Origin of the sequence: Frigidibacter sp. SD6-1, assembly GCF_030143255.1 — a bacterium.
In the GTDB taxonomy this organism is placed as follows: Bacteria; Pseudomonadota; Alphaproteobacteria; order Rhodobacterales; family Rhodobacteraceae; genus TMP-24.
Genome location: NZ_JARJNR010000002.1, coordinates 369,052 through 390,920, shown reverse-complemented (window position 1 = coordinate 390,920; position 21,869 = coordinate 369,052). Strand labels below are relative to the sequence as shown.

Sequence of the window (21,869 nt, the reverse complement as noted above, 5' to 3'; positions counted from 1 at the left end):
ATCCGTCCCGCATCCGTCCCGACAGGGGCGAACGCCGGGTTCAGCCCTCGGTAAGCCCGCCCGCCGTCCTCAGCGGATGGTGACCAGCCCCGCGCCGAGGACAACGAGCAGAAGCCCCGCCGCCTTCCTCAGGCCGACCGCATCAATTGGCGCGCCCAGCCAGCCCATCTGGCTGAGCAGCGCGCCGGTCAGTATCTGGCCGGTCACCAGCAGCACGAAGAACGGCCCCGGTCCGATCCGCGGGATCAGAAAGGTCGAGCCGAGGATCATCAGGGCCGAGACGACGCCGGAGAGATACATCCAGCCCGGCACCTCCCTGAGCCGCGCGAAATCGGACAGGCGGTTGCCGGCGGCGACCGCGATCGCCACCGTGGTCAGAAGGCCCAGAAGGTAGAAAGGCGCATTCGCGAGGATCGGCGATCCGACGATCCGGCCGCTCTGGCTGAGGACGGGCAGATAGACGGCAAGCGCCACGCCCATGGCGAGCGCGAGCGAGACAAGAGCGGCATAGGGCATCGGAACCTCACTGATGGACGCCCCATGAAACGACCGTTCCAGGGCGGCGGCAAGGAAAACGTGCGAACGCGATGCGTGGTGCCGCTTGCTCCGACTGGGGCACTCGCCTAGGCTGCGCGCCTGTCGGACGGGAAGGTTTGGTCATGAAGTTGGCGCGATTGGCAAGGCTTCTCGGTCGGAACGGGTCTGTTCGCGTCCGCTTCTCGCAGTACGGCGAAGACACGATCATCCGAAAGCTCTTCAACCGCTCGCACGGCTTTTACGTCGATGTCGGCGCGCACCATCCGTTCCGGCAATCCAACACCGCCTATCTGTGGTGTCTGGGCTGGAATGGCGTGAACGTCGACGCCAACCGCCGGAGCATCGAGATTTTCCGCAAGGTGCGACCGGGCGACACCAGCATATGGAGCGCAATCGTGCCAGAGGCGGTTGCGGCCAGCCAAAGGCATGTGAACTTCTATTCACGGCGCGACCTCGACCTGAGTGCGACCGTCTCCGCCGAACTGGCTGAGGAGCGCGGCGCCGATACCGTCGCCTCGGTGCCCTGCACCAGCCTGAATGCAATCCTGGCCGAGCATGGCCGGAAGGCGCCGGACGGGGTGGATTTTCTGAACATCGACATCGAAGGTCTGGACGAGGCGGCGATCAGCGGCATCGCCGGCTGGCCGGTGCGCCCCAAGGTGATCGCGCTGGAAACCTATGCAGAGACCATCCCCGAGGTGCTGCAAACCGGCACCTTCGCCGAGCTTTCGGGGGCGGGCTACGACTATCGCTATCAGATCGGGCTGACCTCGATCTATGTGCAGAACGGATTCGGGCAAGACGGGTGAAGGCCTGCCACGGCGCTGTTCACAACCGGGCCACAAGCTCGGCGCGCCCCGCCGTCAGAAGATATTGAAGACGTAGAGCAGGATGATCACGACGATCGGTACGCCGAGCAGCCAGGCGATGATGCCTTTCATGTCACTTTCCTTTCGATTGGTCTCTTTCACAGGGCCCTTCGCCCGGAGCGGTCACCGCCTCAGACCCGTCCCATCAGGACGAGGATCAGGACGACGAGCAGCACGAGGCCGAGCCCGCCGACCGGACGGTAGCCCCAGTCACGCGAATAACCCCAGTTCGGCAGAGCGCCGATAAGGGCAAGGACGAGGATGATGAGGAGGATGGTGCCGAGCGTCATGTCTGTTCCCTTCGTCCGCAGGCCGGACTGGCCCTGTCCGCTGACAACGCGGAGGGGGCGCTTCGGTTCCGGCGGGGTGCGGGAATGCGCCGCGCCGCAAAGGGCGCCGAAGCGCAGCCTGCGGCGCGCCAGCGACGGTTCATGATCCGTTAACGTTGCTGGGTGAGGCTGCCGCCCATGCCGCGCTACCTCCGCCCCCGCATACCCGGTGCCTGCGTCTTCTTCACCGTTGCGCTGGCCGAGCGCGGCTCGGACCTCTTGCTGCGCGAGGTCGGGCGGCTTCGGCAGGCGGTGGCGGCGACGCGGGCGGAACGGCCGTTCGGGATCGACGCTTGGGTCGTGATGCCCGATCATCTGCATGCGGTCTGGACATTGCCGGAGGGGGACCGGGATTTCCCGACCCGGTGGCGATCGATCAAGAGCCGGTTTTCGCGGGACTTGCCGAAAGCGCGGCTTCGGCCGAGCCACGAGGCGCGGCAGGAGCGTGGATTGTGGCAGCGCCGGTTCTGGGAGCACCATATCAGAGATGCGGATGATTATGCCGCCCACGTCCGGTATTGCCACCTGAACCCGGTCAAGCACGGATTTGTCGAAAGGCCAGAGGACTGGCCCCATTCGTCCATCCATCGCGAGATCGCGGCGGGAAGATGGTAGGGTGCGTGATTTCACGCACAGATGATCGTTGGCGTGGGGTGATGGTGCGTGCGAGCACGCACCCTACGCTTGCTGCGGGGGGAAGCGGTTGCGCGGTCCGGTGAAGCGTGGGTTTGTAGGGAAGCCAACCGATCGGCCCTATTCGTCGATCCATCGCGATAGTCGTTTGGGCCGGGTCGATCGGGAGTTTCATCCGTAGGGTGGGTGGTTCCGCCGAAGGCGGGTTCACCCACCATGGCGCGGGGCGAGGAACTGGCGATGCAGGGAAACGGACGGTCAACCCGCGCGTGCCGCGCGGAACGACCCGACATATGCTGGCTACAGCGCGCTATCAGAAGGGATCGTGGGTCAACCTGCGCTCAGAGCGCGCTGGTTGATCCACCTTATGACCTGCTGCTAGCTGTTCTCTCGATTTCGCGGTAGGAAGATTGGCGCAAACGCGCCACGCTACTGAAGGTAAGCCAATGAAAGAACACTCGTTTAGCGATACAGCTTACGAGCATGCATGGCGGATGTTTGATCGGCACGCTCAGCAACGTGTGGACTGCTTCAATTTGTTTGTATTAGTCTTGGGAGGGTTACTGGCGGCGGCTATCGCGGTGATCGACATGACGCATGGAGGCCGGTTCATCATTGCGGTTGGCCTGCTCAGTTTGGGAGCGCACAAAGTGTTCTCAGACTTGGAAGCCAGAACTCGCCAACTCGTCAAGAACGCTGAGCAAGCACTCATGAAATTTGAAGACGCGTTTGCCCAGGCATGTGGAGGTGAGCTTCGTATGCTGGCAAAAGCTGACGCGCAAAGTGACAGCTCGAAAGTCTCCTATTCCAGCGCTTTTCAGTATGCGCTAGAGCTACTCAGAATTCTGAGCGTCGCAGAGATTGCTTTCGGTGTCGTCAACTTATTCCTCTGCTTCAAGCTTACCTCGTAAATTTCTTGTACTTTACCCGCTTCGGCTCGATCGAATCCGGCCCCAATCTGCGCACTTTGTCTTCCTCATAGGCCTCGAAGTTGCCTTCGAACCATTCGGCATGGGCGTCGCCCTCGAAGGCGAGGATATGGGTGCAGAGGCGGTCGAGGAAGAAGCGGTCGTGGCTGATGATGACGGCGCAGCCGGCGAAGTCTTCGAGCGCGGCTTCGAGCGATTGCAGGGTTTCGACGTCGAGGTCGTTGGTCGGTTCGTCGAGGAGGAGGACGTTGCCGCCCGAGCGCAGGAGTTTCGCCATATGGACGCGGTTGCGTTCACCGCCTGAAAGGAGCCCGACCTTCTTCTGCTGGTCGCCGCCCTTGAAGTTGAAGGCCCCGCAATAGGCGCGGCTGTTCATCGTGGCGTCGCCGAGTTCCAGCACTTCGAGCCCTTCGGAGATTTCCTCCCACACCGTCTTGTTGGGGTCGAGCGCGTCGCGCGACTGATCGACATAGGCAAGCTTCACCGTGTCGCCGAACGAGACGCTGCCCGCGTCGGGCTTTTCCTGCCCCGTGAGCATGCGGAAGAGCGTGGTTTTCCCTGCGCCGTTCGGGCCGATGACGCCGACGATGCCGCCGGGGGGCAGCGAGAAGGAGAGATCCTCGACCAGCTGCTTGTCGCCGAGGTGCTTGGCCAGCCCCTCGACCTCGATCACCTTGCCGCCCAGACGGGGGCCATTGGGGATGATGATCTTGGCGGTCGAGATCTTTTCGCGTTCGGACTTGCCCGCGAGTTCCTCGTAGGCGTTGATACGGGCCTTCTGCTTGGCCTGCCGGGCCTTGGCACCGGCGCGGATCCATTCGAGTTCGCGTTCGAGCGTCTTCTGGGTCGCCTTGTCCTCGCGCGCTTCCTGTTCCAGGCGCTTGGCCTTCTGTTCAAGCCAGGAAGAATAGTTGCCCTCGTAGGGGATGCCGCGGCCGCGGTCGAGTTCGAGGATCCAGCCGGTGATGTCGTCGAGGAAATAGCGGTCGTGGGTGACGATCAGGATGGTGCCCTGGTACTCGATCAGGTGCTTTTGCAGCCAGGCGATGGTTTCGGCGTCGAGGTGGTTGGTCGGTTCGTCGAGGAGCAGCATGTCGGGCGCTTCGAGAAGAAGCTTGCAGAGCGCCACCCGGCGCTTTTCGCCGCCCGAGAGCGTGTCGACATTGGCGTCGTCGGGCGGGCAGCGGAGTGCTTCCATCGCGACGTCGATCTGGCTGTCGAGGTCCCAGAGGTTCTGGCTGTCGATCTCGTCCTGAAGGGCGGCCATCTCGTCTGCCGTCTCGTCGGAATAGTTCATGGCGAGGTCGTTGTAGCGGTCGAGCTTGGCCTTCTTGGCGGCAACGCCCAGCATGACGTTGCCGCGCACGTCGAGCGAGGCGTCAAGCTGCGGTTCCTGCGGCAGGTAGCCGACGCGCGCGCCCTTGGCGGCCCAGGCCTCGCCGGTGAAATCCTTGTCGATGCCGGCCATGATGCGCAGCAGCGTGGACTTGCCCGCGCCGTTCACGCCGACGACGCCGATCTTGACCCCGGGCAGGAAGTTCAGGCGGATGTTCTCGAAACATTTCTTGCCGCCCGGATAGGTCTTGGAGACGCCATCCATGTGGTAGACATACTGGTAGGAAGCCATGGAATCCTCGCGGGAACAGGGGTTGCGCCCCATGTAGGGGAGATGGGGGCAAAGGGCAATCGGGCTTAGCCGAGGGCGAGGGCGTCGAAACGATCGCGAAGGCTGCGGGCGCGCGCGGGGTTGACCTGTTCGGCCCAGGAGATACGGCCGTCGAGATGCGCGAGGAACGCCGGGTCGCGGCGGCGCGGGTCCGCCGGATCGGAGAGGCGGTGGAGGATGGCCTTCACCTCGTCATAGACGGGCCGCGCAAGGTTCAGGTGACGGTTCACGACGATACCGGTGACGGTCTGGCGCTGGCCTGAGTGCGCCTTCCGGGTCTTGGCGGGGTTGAGGCGAAAGCCTGTCTCGCGGACGATATCGGGAACCGCGGAGAGCAGGGTTGGAACGACATGCCGGTCGCCGGAGAAGGCGAGATCGTCTGCATAGCGGCTGTAACTCGCCCCGAGCCTGCGCGCGAGGCCCGCGAGGCGGCGGTCGAGCGCGCGGGCGGCCAGATTGGCAAGCGCGGGCGAGGTGGGGGCGCCCTGCGGCAGATGGCGGCCCGTGAGAAGATTGCGCGCGGCGATCCGGTTGTCCTGAAGGAGTTCGTCGGGCGTTACGGCGGTACAGATGCCGGTCAGCGCTCGGGCGACGGGCGTCGGGTAGCCCAGGGTGCGGAAGATCGCGTAGACGCGGCTGAAGCCGATCGTCGGAAAGAAATCGGTGAGGTCGAAGCATACGACGGCCTGTTCGCCCGCGTGGCGCCGTGCGCCGGTCAAGCAGGAGGTGCCCTTGCGAAAGCCGATGGCATCGGGATGTGGCGGAACCCGGTCGAGAAGCCAGCGCAGGACGTGGCGCTGCAGACGTTTCATCAGCGGCTTCGGCTCCTCGATCAGCCGAAACTGGCCGTCCGTCTTCGGGATCAGGTGATGGCGATAATGCCCGGCGAAGTGCGACGCCGCCTGAGCAGAGAGCCCGCGCAGGTCGGCGAAACGAACAAGCTGGCTCTCGGTAAGACCCAACCAGTCTGCGAGAGCCTCGGTCGTGTCGAGCGCGGGCAGCCCAAGCGTTGCAAGCGCCGGATCCGGGCGAAAGCCGGCTGTCAGCAAGGGCGGGGCGGGGATGTCGCCCAAGCGCTTCGCGAGCGCAAGGATCCTGCCGGCTTCGGGGCGGGTGCGGAGAAAGCGCAGGAGCAGCGCAGTATCCGGTGCGACACTTGCGGGGAACCTGTGTTTCAAGGCGCGGGCGAGCGGTCGCGCGATGGAAGACAGACGTGTCGGCAGGCGCTGGCGCAGGTGGGTTTCAAGTGCCAGGTCGGTCCAGTCAATCTGGGAAAGGGAGGCCGCGAAGGGCCTGAGAACATCCGATAGGTTCATTTGAAAACGCAGAAACGATGCCCAACCAGTCCTGTCCTGCATGACCATATCTGGGTGAAGCCCAGCGGAGGTCATGCGCCGAATGTGCATTCTCACGATGAAAGGCAGGGGAAACCCCGGCCAGCCGGTACGCCCGGCATCTTGAGCACCGCTTCTGCTTTGGGCATGGTAGGCGCGACGGGGCTCCGGTCAAGTCATGAATTCAACCGGGGGTCGAGGCAGTTGAGGCGAGCAGGACTTCCCATCGCAACCCCCGGCATGATCATCGGCCTTCTGGGCGGATCGTTCGACCCGGCCCACGATGGCCATGCGCATCTGACCCGGGAGGCGTTGAAGCGGTTGGGGCTGGACCGGGTCTGGTGGCTGGTCTCGCCCGGCAATCCGCTGAAGGCCAATCCGCCTGCGCCGATGGCGGAGCGGGTGGCGCGGGCGCGGCGGGTGATGGGCGATCCGCGTGTCGCGATCACCGACATCGAGGTGCGGCTGGGGACGCGGTTCACCGCCGAGACGCTCGAGCGGTTGATGGCGATCTATCCGGGCGTGCGCTTCGTCTGGCTGATGGGGGCGGACAATCTGGCCGAGTTTCACCGGTGGGACCGCTGGGACTGGATCATGCGGCATGTGCCGATCGCCATCTTCGCCCGGCCGGGCAAGCGGCTGGCGGCGCGGGGGGCGCGGGCGGCGGAGGAATATGCGCGCTGGCGGCTGCCTGGCCATGCGGCGGGCCTTCTGGCCCGCAGGCGGGCGCCGGCCTGGGTCTTTCTTGACATGCCGCTGAACGACATGTCCTCTTCCGCGATCCGGGCACGGGGCGAATGGAGACGGACGGAATGACGGGACTGACGCGGCGCGGCCTTCTGGCGGGGCTTATGGCGGGGGCGGCCTGGCCCGCCCTGGCAGAGGCTCCGCTGCGCTCGCCGGTGCCACCCGCCCGGCCGGTGCGTGGTGCGGCTGCGGTGCCTTCGGCCGACCTGGCCGAGGCGATCATCGCCGAGGCGAAGTTGCCCGGTGCTGCCGTCTGCTATCTGCTCATGGATGCCAAAAGCGGCGAGGTGCTGGCGGCGCGGGAGCCTGACCGGCCGATGCCGCCCGCCTCGACGCTGAAGGCGGTCACGGCGCTTTATGCCTTGGGGACACTCGGGGCGGGGCATCGCTTCTCGACGCGGGTTCTGGTGACCGGGCCGGTCAAGGGCGGTCGGGTCGCGGGCGATCTGATCCTGGCGGGCGGCGGCGATCCTTCGCTGTCGACCGACGATCTGGGCGATCTGGCGGCAGCGGTCAGGGCGGCGGGCGTGACCTCAGTCGCGGGGCGCTTCCTTGTCTGGGGCGGGGCGCTGCCCTATCTGCCCGAGATCGACCGGGGCCAGCCGGAGTGGCTGGGCTATAACCCGGCGGTCTCGGGGCTGAACCTGAACTTCAACCGGGTGAATTTCACCTGGGCGCGCGGCGGCGACGGCTACAGGGTGGGGTTCGACGCGCGCGCGGAGCGGTTTGCGCCAGCGGTCGAGATGGCGCGGATGAAGGTGGTGGCGCGCGACCTGCCGATCTTCACCTATGCCGATGGTGGCCGGACCGAGGACTGGACGGTGGCGCAGGCCGCGCTGAACAAGGATGGCAGCCGCTGGCTGCCGGTGCGGCGGCCCGACCTTTACGCGGGCGACGTGTTCCGCACGCTGATGGCGGCGCAGGGGATCAGGCTCGACCGGCCCGAGGTGCTGGCATCGGTGCCGCCCGGTCCGACGCTGCTGCGCGGCCGTGAGAGCGCGCCCTTGCCCGATGTGTTGCGCGACATGCTGAAATTTTCCACCAACATGACCGCCGAGACGGTGGGGATGGCCGCCTCGGTCGTGCGGGGGGCGAAGACCCATGCCGCGTCGGCTCGGGCGATGGCAGACTGGCTTGCCAGCGGGATCGGAAGGCGTGGCGCGCAGTTCGTCGATCATTCGGGGCTGGGCGGCGCTTCGCGCGTCAGCGCGGCAGAGATGGCGGAGGCGCTGCGCCGTCTGGGGCCGGGCGCGGGGCTTGGCGGGTTGATGAAGCCGGTGAAGTTCAAGGATGCCAAGGATCTGGGGTCGGCCCGCGCGCCGCAACGGGTGGTCGCGAAGACCGGTACGCTGAATTTCGTCTCGGGTCTTGTGGGCTATCTGACGACGGCGGCGGGGGAGGAGCGGGTCTTTGCAATCTATGCCGCCGATGTCGCGCGCCGCGATGCGGTGCCGCCCGGCGACCGCGAAAACCCGCCGGGTGCCTCAAGCTGGGCCAAGCGGGCGCGTCGGATGGAACTGCGGCTGATCGGCAGCTGGGCGTGAGAGTGCCGGACCTTCACTGATAGAGAACGGGCACCGTCTTTCGCATCTCGCGGCGGATGGCCTTTTCGCTCCAGCCCGTCAGGTCGCGCAGGGTCTTGGCCTCTTCCTTCAGACGGGCGCGGACCTCTTTCACATAGTCCTTGCCCGCCTCGCAGGTGATCTCGCCGTCGAACGGATGGTTCAGCACATAGCGCCCCTGGAAATTCTCGCGGTTCTCGGTCTCGCGGAATTTCAGGTCCTCGAAGAAGCTGGTGCTGTCGTAGCGGATATGGATGCGGGTGACGAAGGCCGGGGGGATGTCGGCATTCTTGCGGGTAATCCAGGAGGCGCCAAGTTCGCGAAACTCGTCGAAGGTCAGCGGATCGTCGGCGCAGGGGTCGCACCAGCCCATGTCCCAGGCATATTCGAGGAAAGCGCCGTTCGGACCGGCGGCGCGGGCGAACATGGTGCGGTAGAAATCGGGGAACATGTCCTTGACGAAGACGGGCACATTGACGTCGGTCGGCAGTTCGCGCGTCATGTAGTTGGTCAGCGCGACGCGGGCGTCTTTCGTGAGTGTCATCACGATCAGATCCTGCGGCCCGTCGCCGTTCAGCTTGCCAAGCTGGATCGGCAGCATGAAATCGTCGGAGCGGAAGGTGATCTGCAGGGGTTGCAGTTCCTGCCGTTCATTCGCGGCATGGCGCGAGAGGTTCACGCGGGCCACGAAGAATTTCATGCCCATGTCGAGATAGGCCTGCACGGTCTTTTCGGCCCCGGTCGGCAGCTTGTAGCCTTCGGAGGTGAGCCAGGTGAGGAGGCCGTTCGATTCCCTGGCCGACAGCATCAGGATATCGTAATCGCCGACCGCATATTCGGAGAGGATCTTGACACCGAGCGCCCTCGCGCCATCGCGGCGGGTCGGTTTGGCGTTGCTTCCGCTTTCGACGGCCGCCTCCGCCATGACCGGCTCCGCAAAGCCGACCTCACAGGGATCATAGTCAAAATATTCCACAAGGCGCGGCGCGGTATAGCCGTCGAGATGGTCCACCGTCCTCGCATCGACGATCTTCACCTGGTTCTTCTGCAGCACGAAGGGCGTTGGCACGACCATGGCGAAATCGGAGGCGGGGCCTTTGTAGTCCGACGCCATGGTGATGACCGAGGTGCGGTTGAAGCGGGTGTAGATCACACGCGAGCCCTGATTGTAGAGCGAGCCGTCGGCGCGTGAGACGTAGAAGCCGCAGAAGGCGGCGGCCCGCTGCGGCAGGGCGGTAATCATGACCGCCAGGGCGATGAACACAGATACGAGCTGACGGCGGCGCATGGAACTCTCCCTATCCGACAGGAGTGTTGTCCGACGGGCGCGCGATCCGGTCAAGCGGGCATCGATGGCGCCTTTCGCCCAAGGCGGGTCAGCCGCCGATCTCTTTCATCAGCGCGGCGATCTCGTCGCAGAGCGGTTGCAGATCGCCGCTTGCCCGGTTGGCGCGATCGACGAGGTCGGCGACCTTTTCGCCCGTCTCCTGCATCCGGTCGCGGTGGGTCAGGCCGTAGGTGCGGGCGGCGACCATCAGGTCGGTTGCCTGCTGGGCCAGATCTTCGGGCGTACAGCTTTTGTCCTGACAGGCCAGCAGGGGCAGGACGAGAAGGGGGACAATCGTTACACGCATGGCAACCTCTCAGAGCGTCATATGGCGGGCGCGGGCGCCGCGTTCGATGGCGGCGGCGTGAAGCCGGTCGATGTCCAGCTCCTCGCGGACCTCTTCGAGGAGCCTGAGCTCGCTTTGGCCGAGCCGGACGTCGGCGACGGCGACATCGCAGGCAAGCGCATAGGCGGTCTCGTAGAGCTTTTCGGGCAGGGCCGCGCGGATCATGGCGAAAAGCGTGTCGAGCCCGTCTTCATCCTCCATCAGCTTGTAGACGGTCTGGGCGACCTCTCGCACGGTTTCCATATCGTAATTCGCGAAGATCGGCAGGTGGTTGACCTGACGTTCGATGGCGACAAGCTCGGCCGTGCGGATCGTTTCGTCCGAGACGGAGACGGTGACCATGAGCGCCACGAGCGCGTCCTGGGCGGAGAAGGCGGGCAGGGTATTGGGCAAGGGTTCGTTCCTTCTGTTTGGCGTGAAATTATTGACCATTCGCCCCCCGCACAATAGGGACGGGCCTTGCGGCGCATCGGGTGCCGTTTCCAACCTTTGAAAGTGTGCGACCATGACGACGCTCCGCGATGCTGCGATGAATTCGAAAGCCTGGCCTTTTGAAGAAGCGCGCCGGGTGCTGAAACGTTATGAAAAGGCGCCGCCGAAGAAGGGATATGTGCTGTTCGAGACCGGTTACGGCCCCTCGGGCCTGCCGCATATCGGCACATTCGGCGAGGTGCAGCGCACCACGATGATCCGCCGGGCGTTCGAGATCATCTCGGACATTCCGACGCGGCTGTTCTGTTTCTCCGACGATGTGGACGGGATGCGGAAGGTGCCGGACAATGTGCCGCAGCAGGAGATGCTGCGCGAGAACCTGCAGCGGCCGCTGACCTCCGTCCCCGATCCGTTCGGGGAATATGAGAGCTTCGGCCATCACAACAATGCGATGCTGCGCCGGTTCCTCGACACATTCGGGTTCGAGTATGAATTCATCTCGGCGACCGAGTTCTACAAGTCGGGGCAGTTCGACGATACGCTCCGGCTGGCGGCGGAGCGGTACGAGGCGATCATGGAGATCATGCTTGCCAGCTTGCGCGAGGAGCGGCAGCAGACCTATTCCTGCTTCCTGCCGATCCATCCAGAGACGGGGCGGGTGCTTTATGTGCCGATGAAGCATGTCGACAAGGTGAACCATACGATCACCTTCGACGACGAGACGGGGCGCGAATGGACGCTGCCGGTGACGGGCGGCAATGTGAAGCTGCAGTGGAAGCCGGATTTCGGTGCGCGCTGGGCGGCGCTGGATGTCGATTTCGAGATGTATGGCAAGGACCATTCCACCAATACGCCGATCTACGACGGGATCTGCGAGGTCTTGGGCGGGCGGAAGCCGGAGCATTTCACCTATGAATTGTTCCTCGACGAGCAGGGGCAGAAGATTTCGAAGTCGAAGGGCAATGGTCTGACGATCGACGAATGGCTGACCTATGCGGCGACGGAAAGCCTTGGTTATTTCATGTATCAGAAGCCGAAGACGGCGAAGCGGCTCTGGTGGGACGTGATCCCCAAGGCGGTGGATGAATATCACCAGCAGTTGAACGCTTTCCCGGCGCAGGCGGTTGATCAGCAACTGGCGAACCCGGTCTGGCATATCCACAACGGAAAACCGCCCGCGTCGGACATGGTCGTGTCCTTCGCGATGCTTCTGAACCTTGCGTCGGTTGCCGGGGCGAAGGACAAGGCGGGGCTTTGGGGCTTCATCCGCAATTATGCGCCTGATGCGAGCCCGGAGAAGAACCCGCAGCTTGATCAGGCGGCGGAATTCGCGGTGCGCTATTTCAACGATTTTGTGGCGCCGGGGCGGGTCTTCCGACTGCCGTCCGACAAGGAGCGCGCGGCGATGGAGGATCTGGTGGCGCGGCTGAAGATCTGGGAGGGCGGGCTGGATGCCGAGGCCCTGCAGACCATGGTCTTCGCGGTCGGCACGGCGCACCAGTTCGAACCTTTGCGCGACTGGTTCACGGCGCTCTATGAGGTGCTTCTGGGTGCGAGCCAGGGGCCGCGGTTCGGCGGGTTCATCGCGCTTTACGGCGTGGGCGAGACCGTCACGCTGATCGAACGGGCGCTGGCCGGAGAGTTTGTGGCCTGATCGGCTGACTTCGTCCGGGCGCCGGTCGCGAAAATCTGATTGCGACCGGCAACTTTTCAGGGCGTCTTGCCGTATCCTCGATGTGAAGCGAGGGAGGCGGCGATGCGTCGATGGGTGTTTGCCCTGATGATGGGTGTGATGGCTTCAGGCGCGTGGGCGCAGGACGCCGAGATCGAGGCGGTCATCGGTGGCCAGTTCGAGGCCTTCCGCGCCGGTGACGTCGAGGCCGCCTTCGGCTTCGCTTCGCCCTTCATCCGTCAGGTCTTTGGCACAGCGGAGAATTTCGGGCGGATGGTCGAGGGCGGTTACCCGGCGATCTGGGGCGCGGATCGGGTGCGGTATCTCGGGCTGCGCGAGGCGGGCGGGCGGCTGCTGGAGCGGGTCGAGGTCCGGGGTCCGGACGGGGCGATCCGCTATTATGATTACGAGATGATCCTGATCGACGGAACCTGGCGGATCAACGGCGTCTGGCCGGTCGAGGACCAGAGCCTCGGCGCCTGACCGCGCGCCCCCTTTAGCGATCTCTTAAGCTTCTCGGCTATTCCGGTCGGGCAGGGGCCGCGCCCCGTTTCCGGCAGAGCTGTGGTTGGACGCCCCTCGGGGTGAACGGTTCCCTTCGTGCCGGTCGAGATTGAACCATGAAGGGGTCGTGAATGAACAAGGTCATCACCGATGGGATCGTCCTGATGCCCGCGCCGTTCGAGGCGGGGCTGTCGCAATGGTCGCGGACCGACGGCACGCCGGGCTCGCCCACCTATCAGGGCTTTGCCGATGCCGCACTCGTACCGGCCGATCAGGATTTCGGCAGCTGCCTGGAAATGCAGAAGAATTCGGTCACGATGAGCCTGCGCTACAAGGGCGACACGCCGATCCTGCCGGGCTGCTACCTGCGGGTGACGGCGAAGGTCAAGGCGATGAGCGGCAACCTGCCCCTGGTCCGGATCGCGGCCTGGGCGGGCGTCAATGCCTCGACCCATCTGACCGGTGTCGTCGAGGTCGGTCCGCTGGTCGCGCTGACCGCCTACGGCCGGGTCGAGACGGTGAGCGCGATCATCGGCATCGGGTTCCGCCAGGGCGTCGACATGAGCTGGGGCACGACCGCGACGCTTGGCCATTTCGGCATCGACCTGACCGGGCCGACGGGCGGCGTGGTGCGCGTCGATGACATTGTCATCGAGGACGTCACCGAGGCCTTCCTTCGGACCATGATGGACTGGGTCGACGTTCGCGACTATGGCGCCAAGGGCGACGGCGTCACCGACGACAGCGCGGCGGTCGAGGCGGCGGATGCGGATGCTCTGGCGACGGGGCGGACGGTGCTGTTTTCCAAGGGCACCTTCCTGCTGGCCAACGATGTGCAGATCGATTCCGATTGCCGGTTCGAGGGCACGGTCACCATGCCGGTCGACAAGCGGCTTGCGCTGACGCGCGGATTCAACCTGCCGCTCTATGCCGAGGCCTTCGGCAGCGAGGAACTGGGTTTCAAGAAGGCCTTCCAGGCGCTTCTGAATTTCGCCGATCACGATGCGCTCGACCTTGGTGGGCGGCGGGTTGAGGTGACGGCGCCCATCGACATGCAGGCTGCGGTGAACAACAAGGCAACGTTCAACACGCGCCGGGTGATCCGCAACGGGCAGTTCAACGTGGTCGCGGGTGCGGCCTGGACGCCGACGGTCGTCACCTCGCAGGGCACATATTCGGCGGCAAGTGCGACGACGCTGAGCGCGGTCGCCAATATCGCCAATGTGCCGGTCGGCGCGCTGGTGACCGGCGCGGGCGTCGGGCGCGAGGTCTATGTGACGGCGAAGAACGTGGGCAATGGCACGCTGACGCTGAGCCAGCCGCTCTACGGCGCGCCGGGGACCCAGAGCTACACATTCACGCGGTTCAAATATGTGCTGGACTTCTCGGGCTTCGCGCAGCTTGAGAAGATGATCCTCGACGACATCGACATCCAGTGCAACGGGCAGGCGAGCGGCGTGATGCTGGCGCCGAGCGGCGGCATCTTCCAGATGCGGGACTGTTTCATCACCGCGCCGAAGGATCGCGGCATCACTTCGTCCGGGACCGGCTGCCAGGGGATGCTGATCGACCGCTGCCAGTTCCTGTCGAATGAATCGCCGCTGCGCTCGCAGGACCGGCAGTCGATCGTGTTCAACGTGAACGCGAACGACGTGAAGATCAGGGAAAACCGCGTGGTCCATTTCCGGCATTTCGGCGTTCTGGCGGGCACCGGCCATCTGGTCGTGGGAAATCACTGGTTTCAGGGGGATAACGAGACGCAGGGCCTGAGGCTTGCGGGGCTGGTTCTGGCGACGACCAACCACCGGTCGACGATCACCGGCAATTACGTGGACAACAGCTTCATCGAACTGACCAACGAATATGAGGCGACACCGGCCTTCATCAACCAGTTCTCGTTCGGCGGCCTGACGATCACCGGGAACACGTTCACATGCACCGATGTCGCGCCCTGGTTCCGCTTCATCAGCATCAAGCCCTACGGGGCGGGTCATTTCATCCAGGGCTTGAACGTGTCCGGCAACGTTTTCCGGTCGATGAGCGGGTCCATCGACCGGGTCGAGGGGATCGACACGACCTTCGCGGATCTGGACCGGAGCCGGATGCGCAACGTCCTGTTCGCGGGCAACACGTTCAACGGCGTCACGCAGGCTGTCGAGAACCCGGTGCTTCATGCCCATGATCAGGCAACGGCGGCGACCGTCTGGGTGGCTCAACCCGGGGCGTTCCTGCCGTTCTCTGGCTGGGCGCGGAATGTCGAATCGATCTGTGCCGAAGGGGCGATCACCGGGCCGGTGGGCGAGATCAGGGGTGAGATGCCCTATCTTCAGTTCGAGCAGGGTGCGGGCAAGGACGAGGTGCGGGTCGTATGGCCGCAGGCCTCGAAGGGGCGGCTTCTGATGCGGGTGCGGATGGATAATCCGCTTTGATCGGGCCGCTCTGACCCGGGTGGCCCGACCCCGGGCGCGCCGATCCGGTCAGCCCTGCAGGTCTTCGGCCGCGATCCGGTGGGCGCGGCCGAAACCGCCGTTGAGGAAGGCCTCGATGACGTCGAGGCGGACGAAGTGGAAATCGGCGAAATCGGCGTAGAGCCTGGCCTTGGGGTGGCGCGCGAGCCAGCAGGCGCGCAGGGTCGCGCGGTCTTCGGTCGCGGCGAAGCGGGCGGCGACGGCGACCGAGAGGCGGGGGCTGTTCAGCGGATCGCCCTTCGGTCCGGGTTCGCCGATAAGGAGCGCGGCGCGGGCGGACGCGCGGAGGGCGCGGGTGTGCTGGGCGAGGTCGGAGACAAGGGTCAGGCCGGTGCCGTTGGCGGCAAGGCCAAATCCGATCCGGGCGATCATCGGGGCGCCGGTCGCGGGGTCAGTGAAGGCAAGCGCCGCTGTGTCGGCGTTGTGCCAGAGAGACCGGGCCAGCGCGCGGGCGGCCTCGTCGGCGGCCAGGACGGGATCGGGGCGGGGGCTCACCGGAACGGATCCTCGGGATAGCTCACATGGGTGAGATAGAGGCCCGAGGGCGGCGAGACCGGGCCACAGGCGGCGCGGTCGCAAGCCTGAAGCGCCGCGCGGACGTCCGAGGGGGCCCAGCCGCCGGCGCCCACGCGCTCCAGCGTGCCGACGATCGAGCGGACCTGATTGTGCAGGAAGCTGCGGGCGCGCAGGCGGAAGCGGAACTCGGTGCCGTGCGGCACGGGGTGGGCGTCGATCACGATTTCGTCAAGCGTCTTCACCGGGCTGTCGGCCTGGCAGAGGGTCGAGCGGAAGGTAGTGAAATCGTGCCGCCCGACCAGATGGGCGGCGCCGTCGCGCATCGCGTCAGGGTCGAGCGGATGCTGGACCTGCCAGACGAGGCCCTTGTCGTGGGTCGCCGGCGCGCGGCGGGAGAGAAGGCGGAAGAGATAGCGTCGCTCGGTCGCGGAAAAGCGGGCGTGGAAATCGTCGGCGACGCGTGCCGCGACGAGAATCGATATGGGCGCGGGCTTGAGATGAAAATTCAGCGCCTCAGACAGGCGGAACGGGTCCCAGTCCCTCGAAAGATCGCAGTGCGCGACTTGGCCTGTCGCGTGCACCCCGGCGTCCGTCCGGCCCGCGCCCTGGATCGGGCCTGCGTCGAGTTCGAGCTTGCGCAGCGCGGTTTCGATGGCTTCCTGCACCGAGGGTTGGCCGGCCTGTCGCTGCCAGCCCGCAAACGGGCCGCCGTGATATTCGATCTTGAGGGCATAGCGGGGCATGGACTTTCCCTAGCGCGGCGTGGCGATCGGGGCAACGGGGCGCGTCATTCCGACGGTTCGGGCGCGATCTCTTCTTCCAGGAACCGCTCGAACGCGTCGAGGTCCAGCGCCTCGAACAGGCCGAAACCGGCGATCCAGACGGTGGCCGCGCGCATCGCATCGGGCAGGAGCTTGCACCAGATCACCCGGCCGCGCCGTTCCTGCGCGATGAGGCCCGCCTCGGCCAGCACCTTCAGATGTTTCGAGATCGCGGCAAGCGACATGTCGAACGGATGGGCGACATCGGTCACCGCCATGTCATCTTCCAGAAGCATGGTCAGGATCGCCCGGCGCGTCGGGTCGGCAAGGGCCGCGAAGATGAGGTCGAGCGTCATGGCATGACCTTAGCGTCCGGCGGGCCGTCGCGGAAGTGGCGCGCGGTCATTCGGGCCGGTGATCGGCCCGACCACAAATCTCCATCAGGCATGCGCAGGTTCCGGGTGGACGGGGCGGGGCGGTCGGGATTGACTGTCGCTGCCCGGAGGTGCGCGATGCCCATACGCTGTTGGCTTCTGATCCTGACGCTCGGCATCCTGTGGGGCGGGTCTTTCCTGATGAATGCGGTCCTGCTGCGCGAGTTGGGGCCACTCACCGTCTCGCTTGGCCGGGTCGGTGTGGGCGCGATGGGCTGTTGGGCGTGGGTCTGGATCAGCGGGCGTGCCGCGCGCCTGCCGCCGCGCACCGTCGGAGGCCTTTTCCTGCTGGGCATCGTCTTCTTTGCCATTCCCTTCGCGCTTTACCCGGTCGCGCAGCGCCACTTGCCAAGCGGGGTGGCGGGGATCGTGAATGCGATGACGCCGGTTCTGGTCGTCATCGTCTCGCATCTCTGGCCGGGGGGAGAGCGGGCGATGGCGGCGCGCGCGCTAGGCGTCGCGACCGGCTTTGCCGGGATTGTACTTCTGTCCCTGCCTTATATCGGGGCCGGGCAGATGCCCGCCCTCTGGGCGATCCTGACGGCGCTTCTGGCGCCGGTCTGCTACGGCATCGCCACCAATCTCGCCCGCCGCTTCCGCACGCTCGATCCTTCGGTGCTGGCGGCCTGGTCCCTGAGTGGCGCGGCGCTTTTCATCCTGCCGCTTGCGCTGATCTTCGATGGCATGCCCCGCATCACGCGGGCGGAAACCTGGGGCGCGCTGCTGACCATCGGTCTTCTTCTGACCTCGGTCGGCTTCACGCTGTTTTACTGGCTGCTCGCGCGGGCGGGGGCGACGGCCACCTCCACCGTCACTTTCGTCGCCCCGATCTCTGCCGTCGCGCTTGGGGTCCATGTGCTGGGCGAGCCGGTCCTCTGGCAGCATCTCGCAGGGATGGCGGTGATCTTCGCGGGACTTCTGATGATCGATGGACGGCTGGTCTCATGGCTGCGCCGAGGCGGGCGTTTGGTGGGCAGGGCGAAAGGTCAACCGGAAAGTTGAATATCGCAATCCTGCCGAAATACGGTCTACGACCGTGTGGCGCGGGGTTGCCAGGGCGACCGGCGCAGGCTGAACGTCAATAGATTCAGATGCTTATGACATGAAGGCGGGCGGATTTTCGCCGTTGACTCGGGCCTGCTGGCCGTCTAGACCCGCGCCGACTGCCGCGAAAGGCCGAACCATGCAGGAAGGTCCCGATCCCGTTCGTCTGAAGGATCTGGAAAGACGCATCGAGGCCCTGAAAAAGGCCGGGACACCGGAGCCTCGGGTGGTGAAGGATTTCGGCGCCGCCGACCTGGGCTGGCGCATGGTGATCGAACTGGTCTCGGGTCTGGGGATCGGCGCGGCCATCGGATACGGGCTCGACCGCCTTCTGGGGACGCTTCCCTGGGCTCTGGTGGTCTTCACATTGCTGGGCTTCGCGGCCGGAGTGCGGGTGATGATGCGCACGGCGGGCGAGTTCCAGAAGCGGAACATGGAACGAAACGCGGGTGGCGACGCCCGGACGGAAGGGGAAGAAGATGGCAGCCGAGACTGAAGCCCAGGGCCTTACGTTCCATCCGATGGACCAGTTCAAGGTCGGGCCGCTGTTCGGCGATGCGCTGAGCGCTTTCTCGATCACGAACGTGACGCTGTGGATGGCGGTCGCGGTTCTTTGCGTCATCGTTCTCTTTGTCCTTGGCACCGCCAAGCGCTCGGTCGTGCCGGGACGGATGCAGTCGATCGCGGAACTGGCCTATGGCTTCGTCTACAAGATGGTCGAGGATGTGACCGGCCATGACGGCGTGAAGTACTTCCCCTACATCTTCACGCTCTTCATCTTCATCGCCTTCTCGAACTTCCTCGGCCTTCTGCCCGGCGCCTTCACCACCACCTCGCATGTGGCGGTCACGGCGGTGATGGCGGTCATGGTGTTCCTCTTCGTCACCATCCTCGGCTTCGCCAAGAACGGCCTGCATTTCCTCGGGCTCTTCTGGGTCTCGTCGGCGCCGCTCGCGCTGCGCCCGATCCTCGCGGTGATCGAGCTGATTTCCTACTTCGTGCGTCCCGTCAGCCACTCCATCCGTCTTGCGGGCAACATGATGGCCGGTCACGCCGTTATCAAGGTGTTCGCGGCCTTTGCGCCGCTCGTCCTTTTCTCGGCGGTGGGTTACGCGGTGACGCCGCTGTCGATCCTCGCCATCGTGGCCATGTATGCGCTCGAAATTCTCGTGGCCTTCATCCAGGCCTATGTCTTCACCATCCTGACCTGCGTCTACCTCCGCGATGCGCTGCATCCGGGCCACTGACCTCGGGTCTCAACTCAACTGCACTATCCAACCGTAAGGAGATACACATGGAACTCGCAGCTGCTGCCGCTCTCGGCAAATTCATCGGCGCCGGCCTTGCCTGCATCGGCATGGGCGGCTCGGCGATGGGGGTGGGCAATGTTGCCGGCAACTTCCTCGCTGGCGCGCTTCGCAACCCCTCGGCCGCTGCCGGCCAGACCGCGACCCTCTTCATCGGCATCGCCTTCGCCGAAGCGCTGGGGATCTTCTCGTTCCTCGTAGCACTCCTTCTGATGTTCGCCGTCTGATCCTGAGCGACTGATCCTTACGGCCGGGCGGGGGCGCTTGCGCACCCGCCCGCGAAGGGAATGAGCATCTCCGGGGGAAAGAATGGCCAATACCACAACCACCGCGACCGACGTCGCTGAAGGCACCGCCGAGGCCGTTGGCCACGCTGCGGACGCCGCCGGTCATGCGGCCGAATCCGCCGGCATGCCGCAACTCGATTTCTCGACCTTCCCCAACCAGATCTTCTGGCTTCTGGTGACGCTGGTCGTTCTGTATTTCATCCTGGCGAAGATCGCGCTGCCGCGTCTGGCCGGGATCCTTGCCGATCGTCAGGGCCGGATCACCTCCGACCTGGAAATGGCCGCGAGGCTGAAGGACCAGGCCCAGGAGGCCGAGAAGGCCTATCAGCAGGCGCTGGTCGACGCGCGCACGGAAGCGGGCAAGATCGTTGCCGCCGCCCGGGCCGAGATACAGGCCGACCTCGACAAGGCGACGGCCAAGGCCGATGCCGAGATCGCGGCGCGTGCCGCAGAATCCGCCAAGCGCATCGACGAGATCCGCGCAGGCGCGGTCGCCTCGGTCAGCGACGTGGCCAAGGACACGGCCGAAGCCATCGTTGCCGCCCTCGGCGGCAAGGCCGATGCCAAGAGCGTCGCGGCGGCCGTCGCGGCCCGGATGAAAGGCTGACGGACATGAAGAGACTTGCATTCGCCCTGATGTTCGCCGCTACCCCGGCTCTGGCTGCCGGTGGGCCCTTCTTCTCGCTCCGCAACACCAACTTCGTGGTGACGATCGCCTTCATCCTCTTCGTGGCGCTTCTTCTGAAGCTGAAGGTGCCGGGCATGATCGGCGGGCTTCTCGACAAGCGCGCCGAAGGGATTCGCGATGATCTGAACGCGGCCAAGGCGCTGCATGAGGAAGCCAAGGCGCTTCTCGCCTCTTACGACCGGAAGAAGCGCGAGATGCAGGAACAGGCCGGGCAGATCGTCGAGACCGCGAAGCGCGAGGCGATGGATGCGGCCGAACAGGCCAAGGTCGACCTGAAGGCCTCGATCGCGCGCCGCCTGAAGGCAGCCGAAGACCAGATCGCATCGGCCGAGGCCGCCGCGGTGAAGGAAGTGCGCGATAGCGCCGTCCAGGTGGCGGTGGCCGCCGCGGGCGACCTGATCGCCAGCAACATGACAGCGGCCGATCGCGGAGCGCTGGTCGATGCGGCGATCGGCGAGGTCGAAGCGAAGCTGCACTGAGCCTGAACCTGCCAGAACAAAGGCCCGCGATCCTCGCGGGCCTTTTTCATTGAAGCGCGCTCGTCGAGCACTTCGTGCACTCCTCGCGAGGTGGGCGCCGCCGTTGCCGAGGAGTGCACGAAGTGCTCGACGAGGCGCCGCTCAGCCCCGCGTCTGTTCCTGTTGCAGCCTGAGGCGCGCCACATCCTCGTTGCGGTCGGCGCGGCGCAGGTCGGTCAGGCAATCCTGCACAAAAGTCAGATGCGCCTCGACCGCCGCGCGCGCCGCACCCGGATCGCGCGCGAGGATCGCGTCGCGGATCGCCCGGTGCTGGTCTAGAAGCGTGTCGCGGGTCTGCCGCTGCCGGAAGATCGCCTGGCGATTATAGAAGACTCCCGCCTTCAGCAGATCGAACATCGAGCGCATCATGTGCAGCATGATGACATTATGCCCCGCCTCGATGATCGCCATGTGAAATTCGGCGTCGAGCGCCGCCTCGTCGGACGGGTCGCGCTTGGCATGCGCCGCTTCCATCCGGGCGAAGATCGTGTCGATCACCTGCAGGTCGGTGTCCGAGGCGAGCCGCGCGGCGCGTTCGGCGGCCAGCCCCTCCATGTCGCGGCGGAAATCGACATAGTCGGAGACCGCGTCATCATGCGCGGAAAAGAGCTTGATCAGCGCGGGCGAGAAGGCCGAGCCCAGAACCTCGGCGACATAGATGCCGGAACCCGCACGGGTGACCAGAAGCCGCGCTTCCTCCAGTTCCGCCACCGCCTCGCGCAGCGAGGGCCGCGAAACGGCCAGCCGTTCCGCAAGGTCACGTTCCGATGGCAGCCGCTCGCCGGGGCGCAGCACGCCCTGCAGGATCAGCCGCTCGATCTGGCGGACGACGGAATGGGAAAGCTTCTCGGAGTCGATCTTCTGAAACGGCATGGCATTCTCTGGAATTGGTCAAGACATATGACCGCTCACGGCATTGTTCAAATGAAAAGGGGCCGGGAAAGCCCCGGCCCCTTTCG

At 65.3% G+C, this 21,869-nt stretch carries 25 protein-coding genes; 14 read left to right on the top strand and 11 right to left on the bottom strand.

Annotated elements, in window-relative coordinates:
- Positions 1 to 69: 69 nt before the first annotated feature.
- Complete coding sequence (locus P0645_RS06455; RefSeq protein ID WP_284163750.1) at positions 70 to 516, bottom strand: DMT family transporter; 447 nt, start codon at positions 514 to 516, stop codon at positions 70 to 72.
- A gap of 143 nt (positions 517 to 659) precedes the next feature.
- On the opposite strand from P0645_RS06455, the gene P0645_RS06450 reads away from it, so the two are divergent.
- On the top strand, positions 660 to 1,346 hold the full coding sequence (locus tag P0645_RS06450; RefSeq protein WP_284163749.1) for an FkbM family methyltransferase: 687 nt from the start codon (positions 660 to 662) through the stop codon (positions 1,344 to 1,346).
- A gap of 191 nt (positions 1,347 to 1,537) precedes the next feature.
- Here P0645_RS06450 and P0645_RS06445 read toward each other — a convergent pair whose 3' ends face one another.
- Positions 1,538 to 1,696 (bottom strand): DUF3309 family protein, encoded by a 159-nt coding sequence (locus P0645_RS06445; protein WP_284163748.1) that lies wholly within the window; start codon positions 1,694 to 1,696, stop codon positions 1,538 to 1,540.
- 177 nt (positions 1,697 to 1,873) lie between these two features.
- Here P0645_RS06445 and P0645_RS06440 point away from each other — a divergent pair, with 177 nt between their 5' ends.
- Together P0645_RS06440 and P0645_RS06435 are read left to right on the top strand one after the other, a co-directional pair.
- Positions 1,874 to 2,350, top strand: coding sequence for an REP-associated tyrosine transposase (locus tag P0645_RS06440; protein WP_284163747.1), 477 nt, complete (start codon positions 1,874 to 1,876; stop codon positions 2,348 to 2,350).
- Between the two features lie 464 nt (positions 2,351 to 2,814).
- On the top strand, positions 2,815 to 3,279 hold the full coding sequence (locus P0645_RS06435) for a RipA family octameric membrane protein (protein ID WP_284163746.1): 465 nt from the start codon (positions 2,815 to 2,817) through the stop codon (positions 3,277 to 3,279).
- Here the strand turns inward: P0645_RS06435 and ettA are convergent.
- Both ettA and P0645_RS06425 read right to left on the bottom strand, forming a co-directional pair.
- Positions 3,269 to 4,924 (bottom strand): energy-dependent translational throttle protein EttA, encoded by a 1,656-nt coding sequence (gene ettA, locus P0645_RS06430; RefSeq protein ID WP_284163745.1) that lies wholly within the window; start codon positions 4,922 to 4,924, stop codon positions 3,269 to 3,271. The two genes, P0645_RS06435 and ettA, sit on opposite strands and share 11 nt — an antisense overlap.
- A gap of 65 nt (positions 4,925 to 4,989) precedes the next feature.
- Complete coding sequence (locus tag P0645_RS06425) at positions 4,990 to 6,279, bottom strand: reverse transcriptase family protein (RefSeq protein ID WP_284163744.1); 1,290 nt, start codon at positions 6,277 to 6,279, stop codon at positions 4,990 to 4,992.
- Between the two features lie 243 nt (positions 6,280 to 6,522).
- Between P0645_RS06425 and P0645_RS06420 the strand changes: the two genes are divergently transcribed.
- Both P0645_RS06420 and P0645_RS06415 read left to right on the top strand, forming a co-directional pair.
- A complete protein-coding gene (locus P0645_RS06420) occupies positions 6,523 to 7,113 on the top strand; it encodes a nicotinate-nucleotide adenylyltransferase (protein WP_284163768.1) in 591 nt (196 codons plus the stop codon).
- Entirely contained in the window at positions 7,110 to 8,588 is a 1,479-nt protein-coding gene (locus P0645_RS06415) for a D-alanyl-D-alanine carboxypeptidase/D-alanyl-D-alanine-endopeptidase (RefSeq protein WP_284163743.1), read from the top strand. Before P0645_RS06420 ends, P0645_RS06415 begins: the two co-directional genes overlap by 4 nt.
- A 13-nt stretch (positions 8,589 to 8,601) precedes the next feature.
- Here the strand turns inward: P0645_RS06415 and P0645_RS06410 are convergent, their stop codons facing one another.
- From P0645_RS06410 to P0645_RS06400, 3 genes are all read right to left on the bottom strand, one after another.
- The gene (locus P0645_RS06410; RefSeq protein WP_284163742.1) at positions 8,602 to 9,894 is read right to left on the bottom strand and encodes a DUF2330 domain-containing protein; all 1,293 of its coding nucleotides are present in this window, start codon (positions 9,892 to 9,894) and stop codon (positions 8,602 to 8,604) included.
- 88 nt (positions 9,895 to 9,982) lie between these two features.
- Positions 9,983 to 10,240, bottom strand: a complete 258-nt coding sequence (locus P0645_RS06405) for a hypothetical protein (protein WP_284163741.1) — start codon at positions 10,238 to 10,240, stop codon at positions 9,983 to 9,985.
- Between the two features lie 9 nt (positions 10,241 to 10,249).
- Entirely contained in the window at positions 10,250 to 10,711 is a 462-nt protein-coding gene (locus P0645_RS06400; RefSeq protein WP_502854515.1) for a tellurite resistance TerB family protein, read from the bottom strand.
- Between the two features lie 73 nt (positions 10,712 to 10,784).
- Between P0645_RS06400 and P0645_RS06395 the strand changes: the two genes are divergently transcribed.
- The 3 genes from P0645_RS06395 (at position 10,785) to P0645_RS06385 (ending at position 15,316) form a co-directional block, all read left to right on the top strand.
- Positions 10,785 to 12,365 (top strand): lysine--tRNA ligase, encoded by a 1,581-nt coding sequence (locus P0645_RS06395; RefSeq protein ID WP_284163739.1) that lies wholly within the window; start codon positions 10,785 to 10,787, stop codon positions 12,363 to 12,365.
- A gap of 102 nt (positions 12,366 to 12,467) precedes the next feature.
- Positions 12,468 to 12,866: a DUF4864 domain-containing protein gene (locus P0645_RS06390; protein ID WP_284163738.1), complete on the top strand. Its 399-nt coding sequence runs from the start codon at positions 12,468 to 12,470 to the stop codon at positions 12,864 to 12,866.
- Between the two features lie 152 nt (positions 12,867 to 13,018).
- Complete coding sequence (locus P0645_RS06385) at positions 13,019 to 15,316, top strand: glycosyl hydrolase family 28-related protein (protein WP_284163737.1); 2,298 nt, start codon at positions 13,019 to 13,021, stop codon at positions 15,314 to 15,316.
- Positions 15,317 to 15,364: 48 nt separating this feature from the next.
- Here P0645_RS06385 and P0645_RS06380 read toward each other — a convergent pair whose 3' ends face one another.
- Genes P0645_RS06380 through P0645_RS06370 form a run of 3 tightly spaced genes read right to left on the bottom strand, consistent with a single transcriptional unit; the run spans position 15,365 to position 16,988 of the window.
- Positions 15,365 to 15,850: a pyridoxamine 5-phosphate oxidase gene (locus tag P0645_RS06380; protein WP_284163736.1), complete on the bottom strand. Its 486-nt coding sequence runs from the start codon at positions 15,848 to 15,850 to the stop codon at positions 15,365 to 15,367.
- On the bottom strand, positions 15,847 to 16,614 hold the full coding sequence (gene truA, locus P0645_RS06375) for a tRNA pseudouridine(38-40) synthase TruA (RefSeq protein ID WP_284163735.1): 768 nt from the start codon (positions 16,612 to 16,614) through the stop codon (positions 15,847 to 15,849). Before truA ends, P0645_RS06380 begins: the two co-directional genes overlap by 4 nt.
- Before the next feature lie 44 nt (positions 16,615 to 16,658).
- Positions 16,659 to 16,988, bottom strand: a complete 330-nt coding sequence (locus P0645_RS06370) for an ArsR/SmtB family transcription factor (RefSeq protein ID WP_284163734.1) — start codon at positions 16,986 to 16,988, stop codon at positions 16,659 to 16,661.
- A gap of 156 nt (positions 16,989 to 17,144) precedes the next feature.
- On the opposite strand from P0645_RS06370, the gene P0645_RS06365 reads away from it, so the two are divergent.
- The 6 genes from P0645_RS06365 to P0645_RS06340 all read left to right on the top strand — a co-directional run bounded on the left by P0645_RS06365 (position 17,145) and on the right by P0645_RS06340 (position 20,871).
- Complete coding sequence (locus P0645_RS06365; protein WP_284163733.1) at positions 17,145 to 18,068, top strand: DMT family transporter; 924 nt, start codon at positions 17,145 to 17,147, stop codon at positions 18,066 to 18,068.
- Positions 18,069 to 18,249: 181 nt separating this feature from the next.
- Positions 18,250 to 18,606 carry an AtpZ/AtpI family protein gene (locus tag P0645_RS06360; protein ID WP_284163732.1) on the top strand — a complete coding sequence of 119 codons (357 nt, stop codon included), beginning with the start codon at positions 18,250 to 18,252 and terminating at the stop codon, positions 18,604 to 18,606.
- On the top strand, positions 18,590 to 19,357 hold the full coding sequence (locus tag P0645_RS06355) for a F0F1 ATP synthase subunit A (protein ID WP_284163731.1): 768 nt from the start codon (positions 18,590 to 18,592) through the stop codon (positions 19,355 to 19,357). Before P0645_RS06360 ends, P0645_RS06355 begins: the two co-directional genes overlap by 17 nt.
- Before the next feature lie 47 nt (positions 19,358 to 19,404).
- The gene (locus tag P0645_RS06350) at positions 19,405 to 19,644 is read left to right on the top strand and encodes a F0F1 ATP synthase subunit C (RefSeq protein ID WP_263720507.1); all 240 of its coding nucleotides are present in this window, start codon (positions 19,405 to 19,407) and stop codon (positions 19,642 to 19,644) included.
- Between the two features lie 82 nt (positions 19,645 to 19,726).
- Complete coding sequence (locus P0645_RS06345; protein WP_502854510.1) at positions 19,727 to 20,311, top strand: F0F1 ATP synthase subunit B'; 585 nt, start codon at positions 19,727 to 19,729, stop codon at positions 20,309 to 20,311.
- A 5-nt stretch (positions 20,312 to 20,316) separates the two neighbouring features.
- Positions 20,317 to 20,871 (top strand): F0F1 ATP synthase subunit B, encoded by a 555-nt coding sequence (locus tag P0645_RS06340; RefSeq protein WP_502854508.1) that lies wholly within the window; start codon positions 20,317 to 20,319, stop codon positions 20,869 to 20,871.
- 141 nt (positions 20,872 to 21,012) lie between these two features.
- On the opposite strand, the gene P0645_RS06335 is transcribed toward P0645_RS06340, so the two are convergent.
- Positions 21,013 to 21,783, bottom strand: a complete 771-nt coding sequence (locus P0645_RS06335) for an FCD domain-containing protein (protein ID WP_284163730.1) — start codon at positions 21,781 to 21,783, stop codon at positions 21,013 to 21,015.
- Positions 21,784 to 21,869 lie beyond the last annotated feature (86 nt).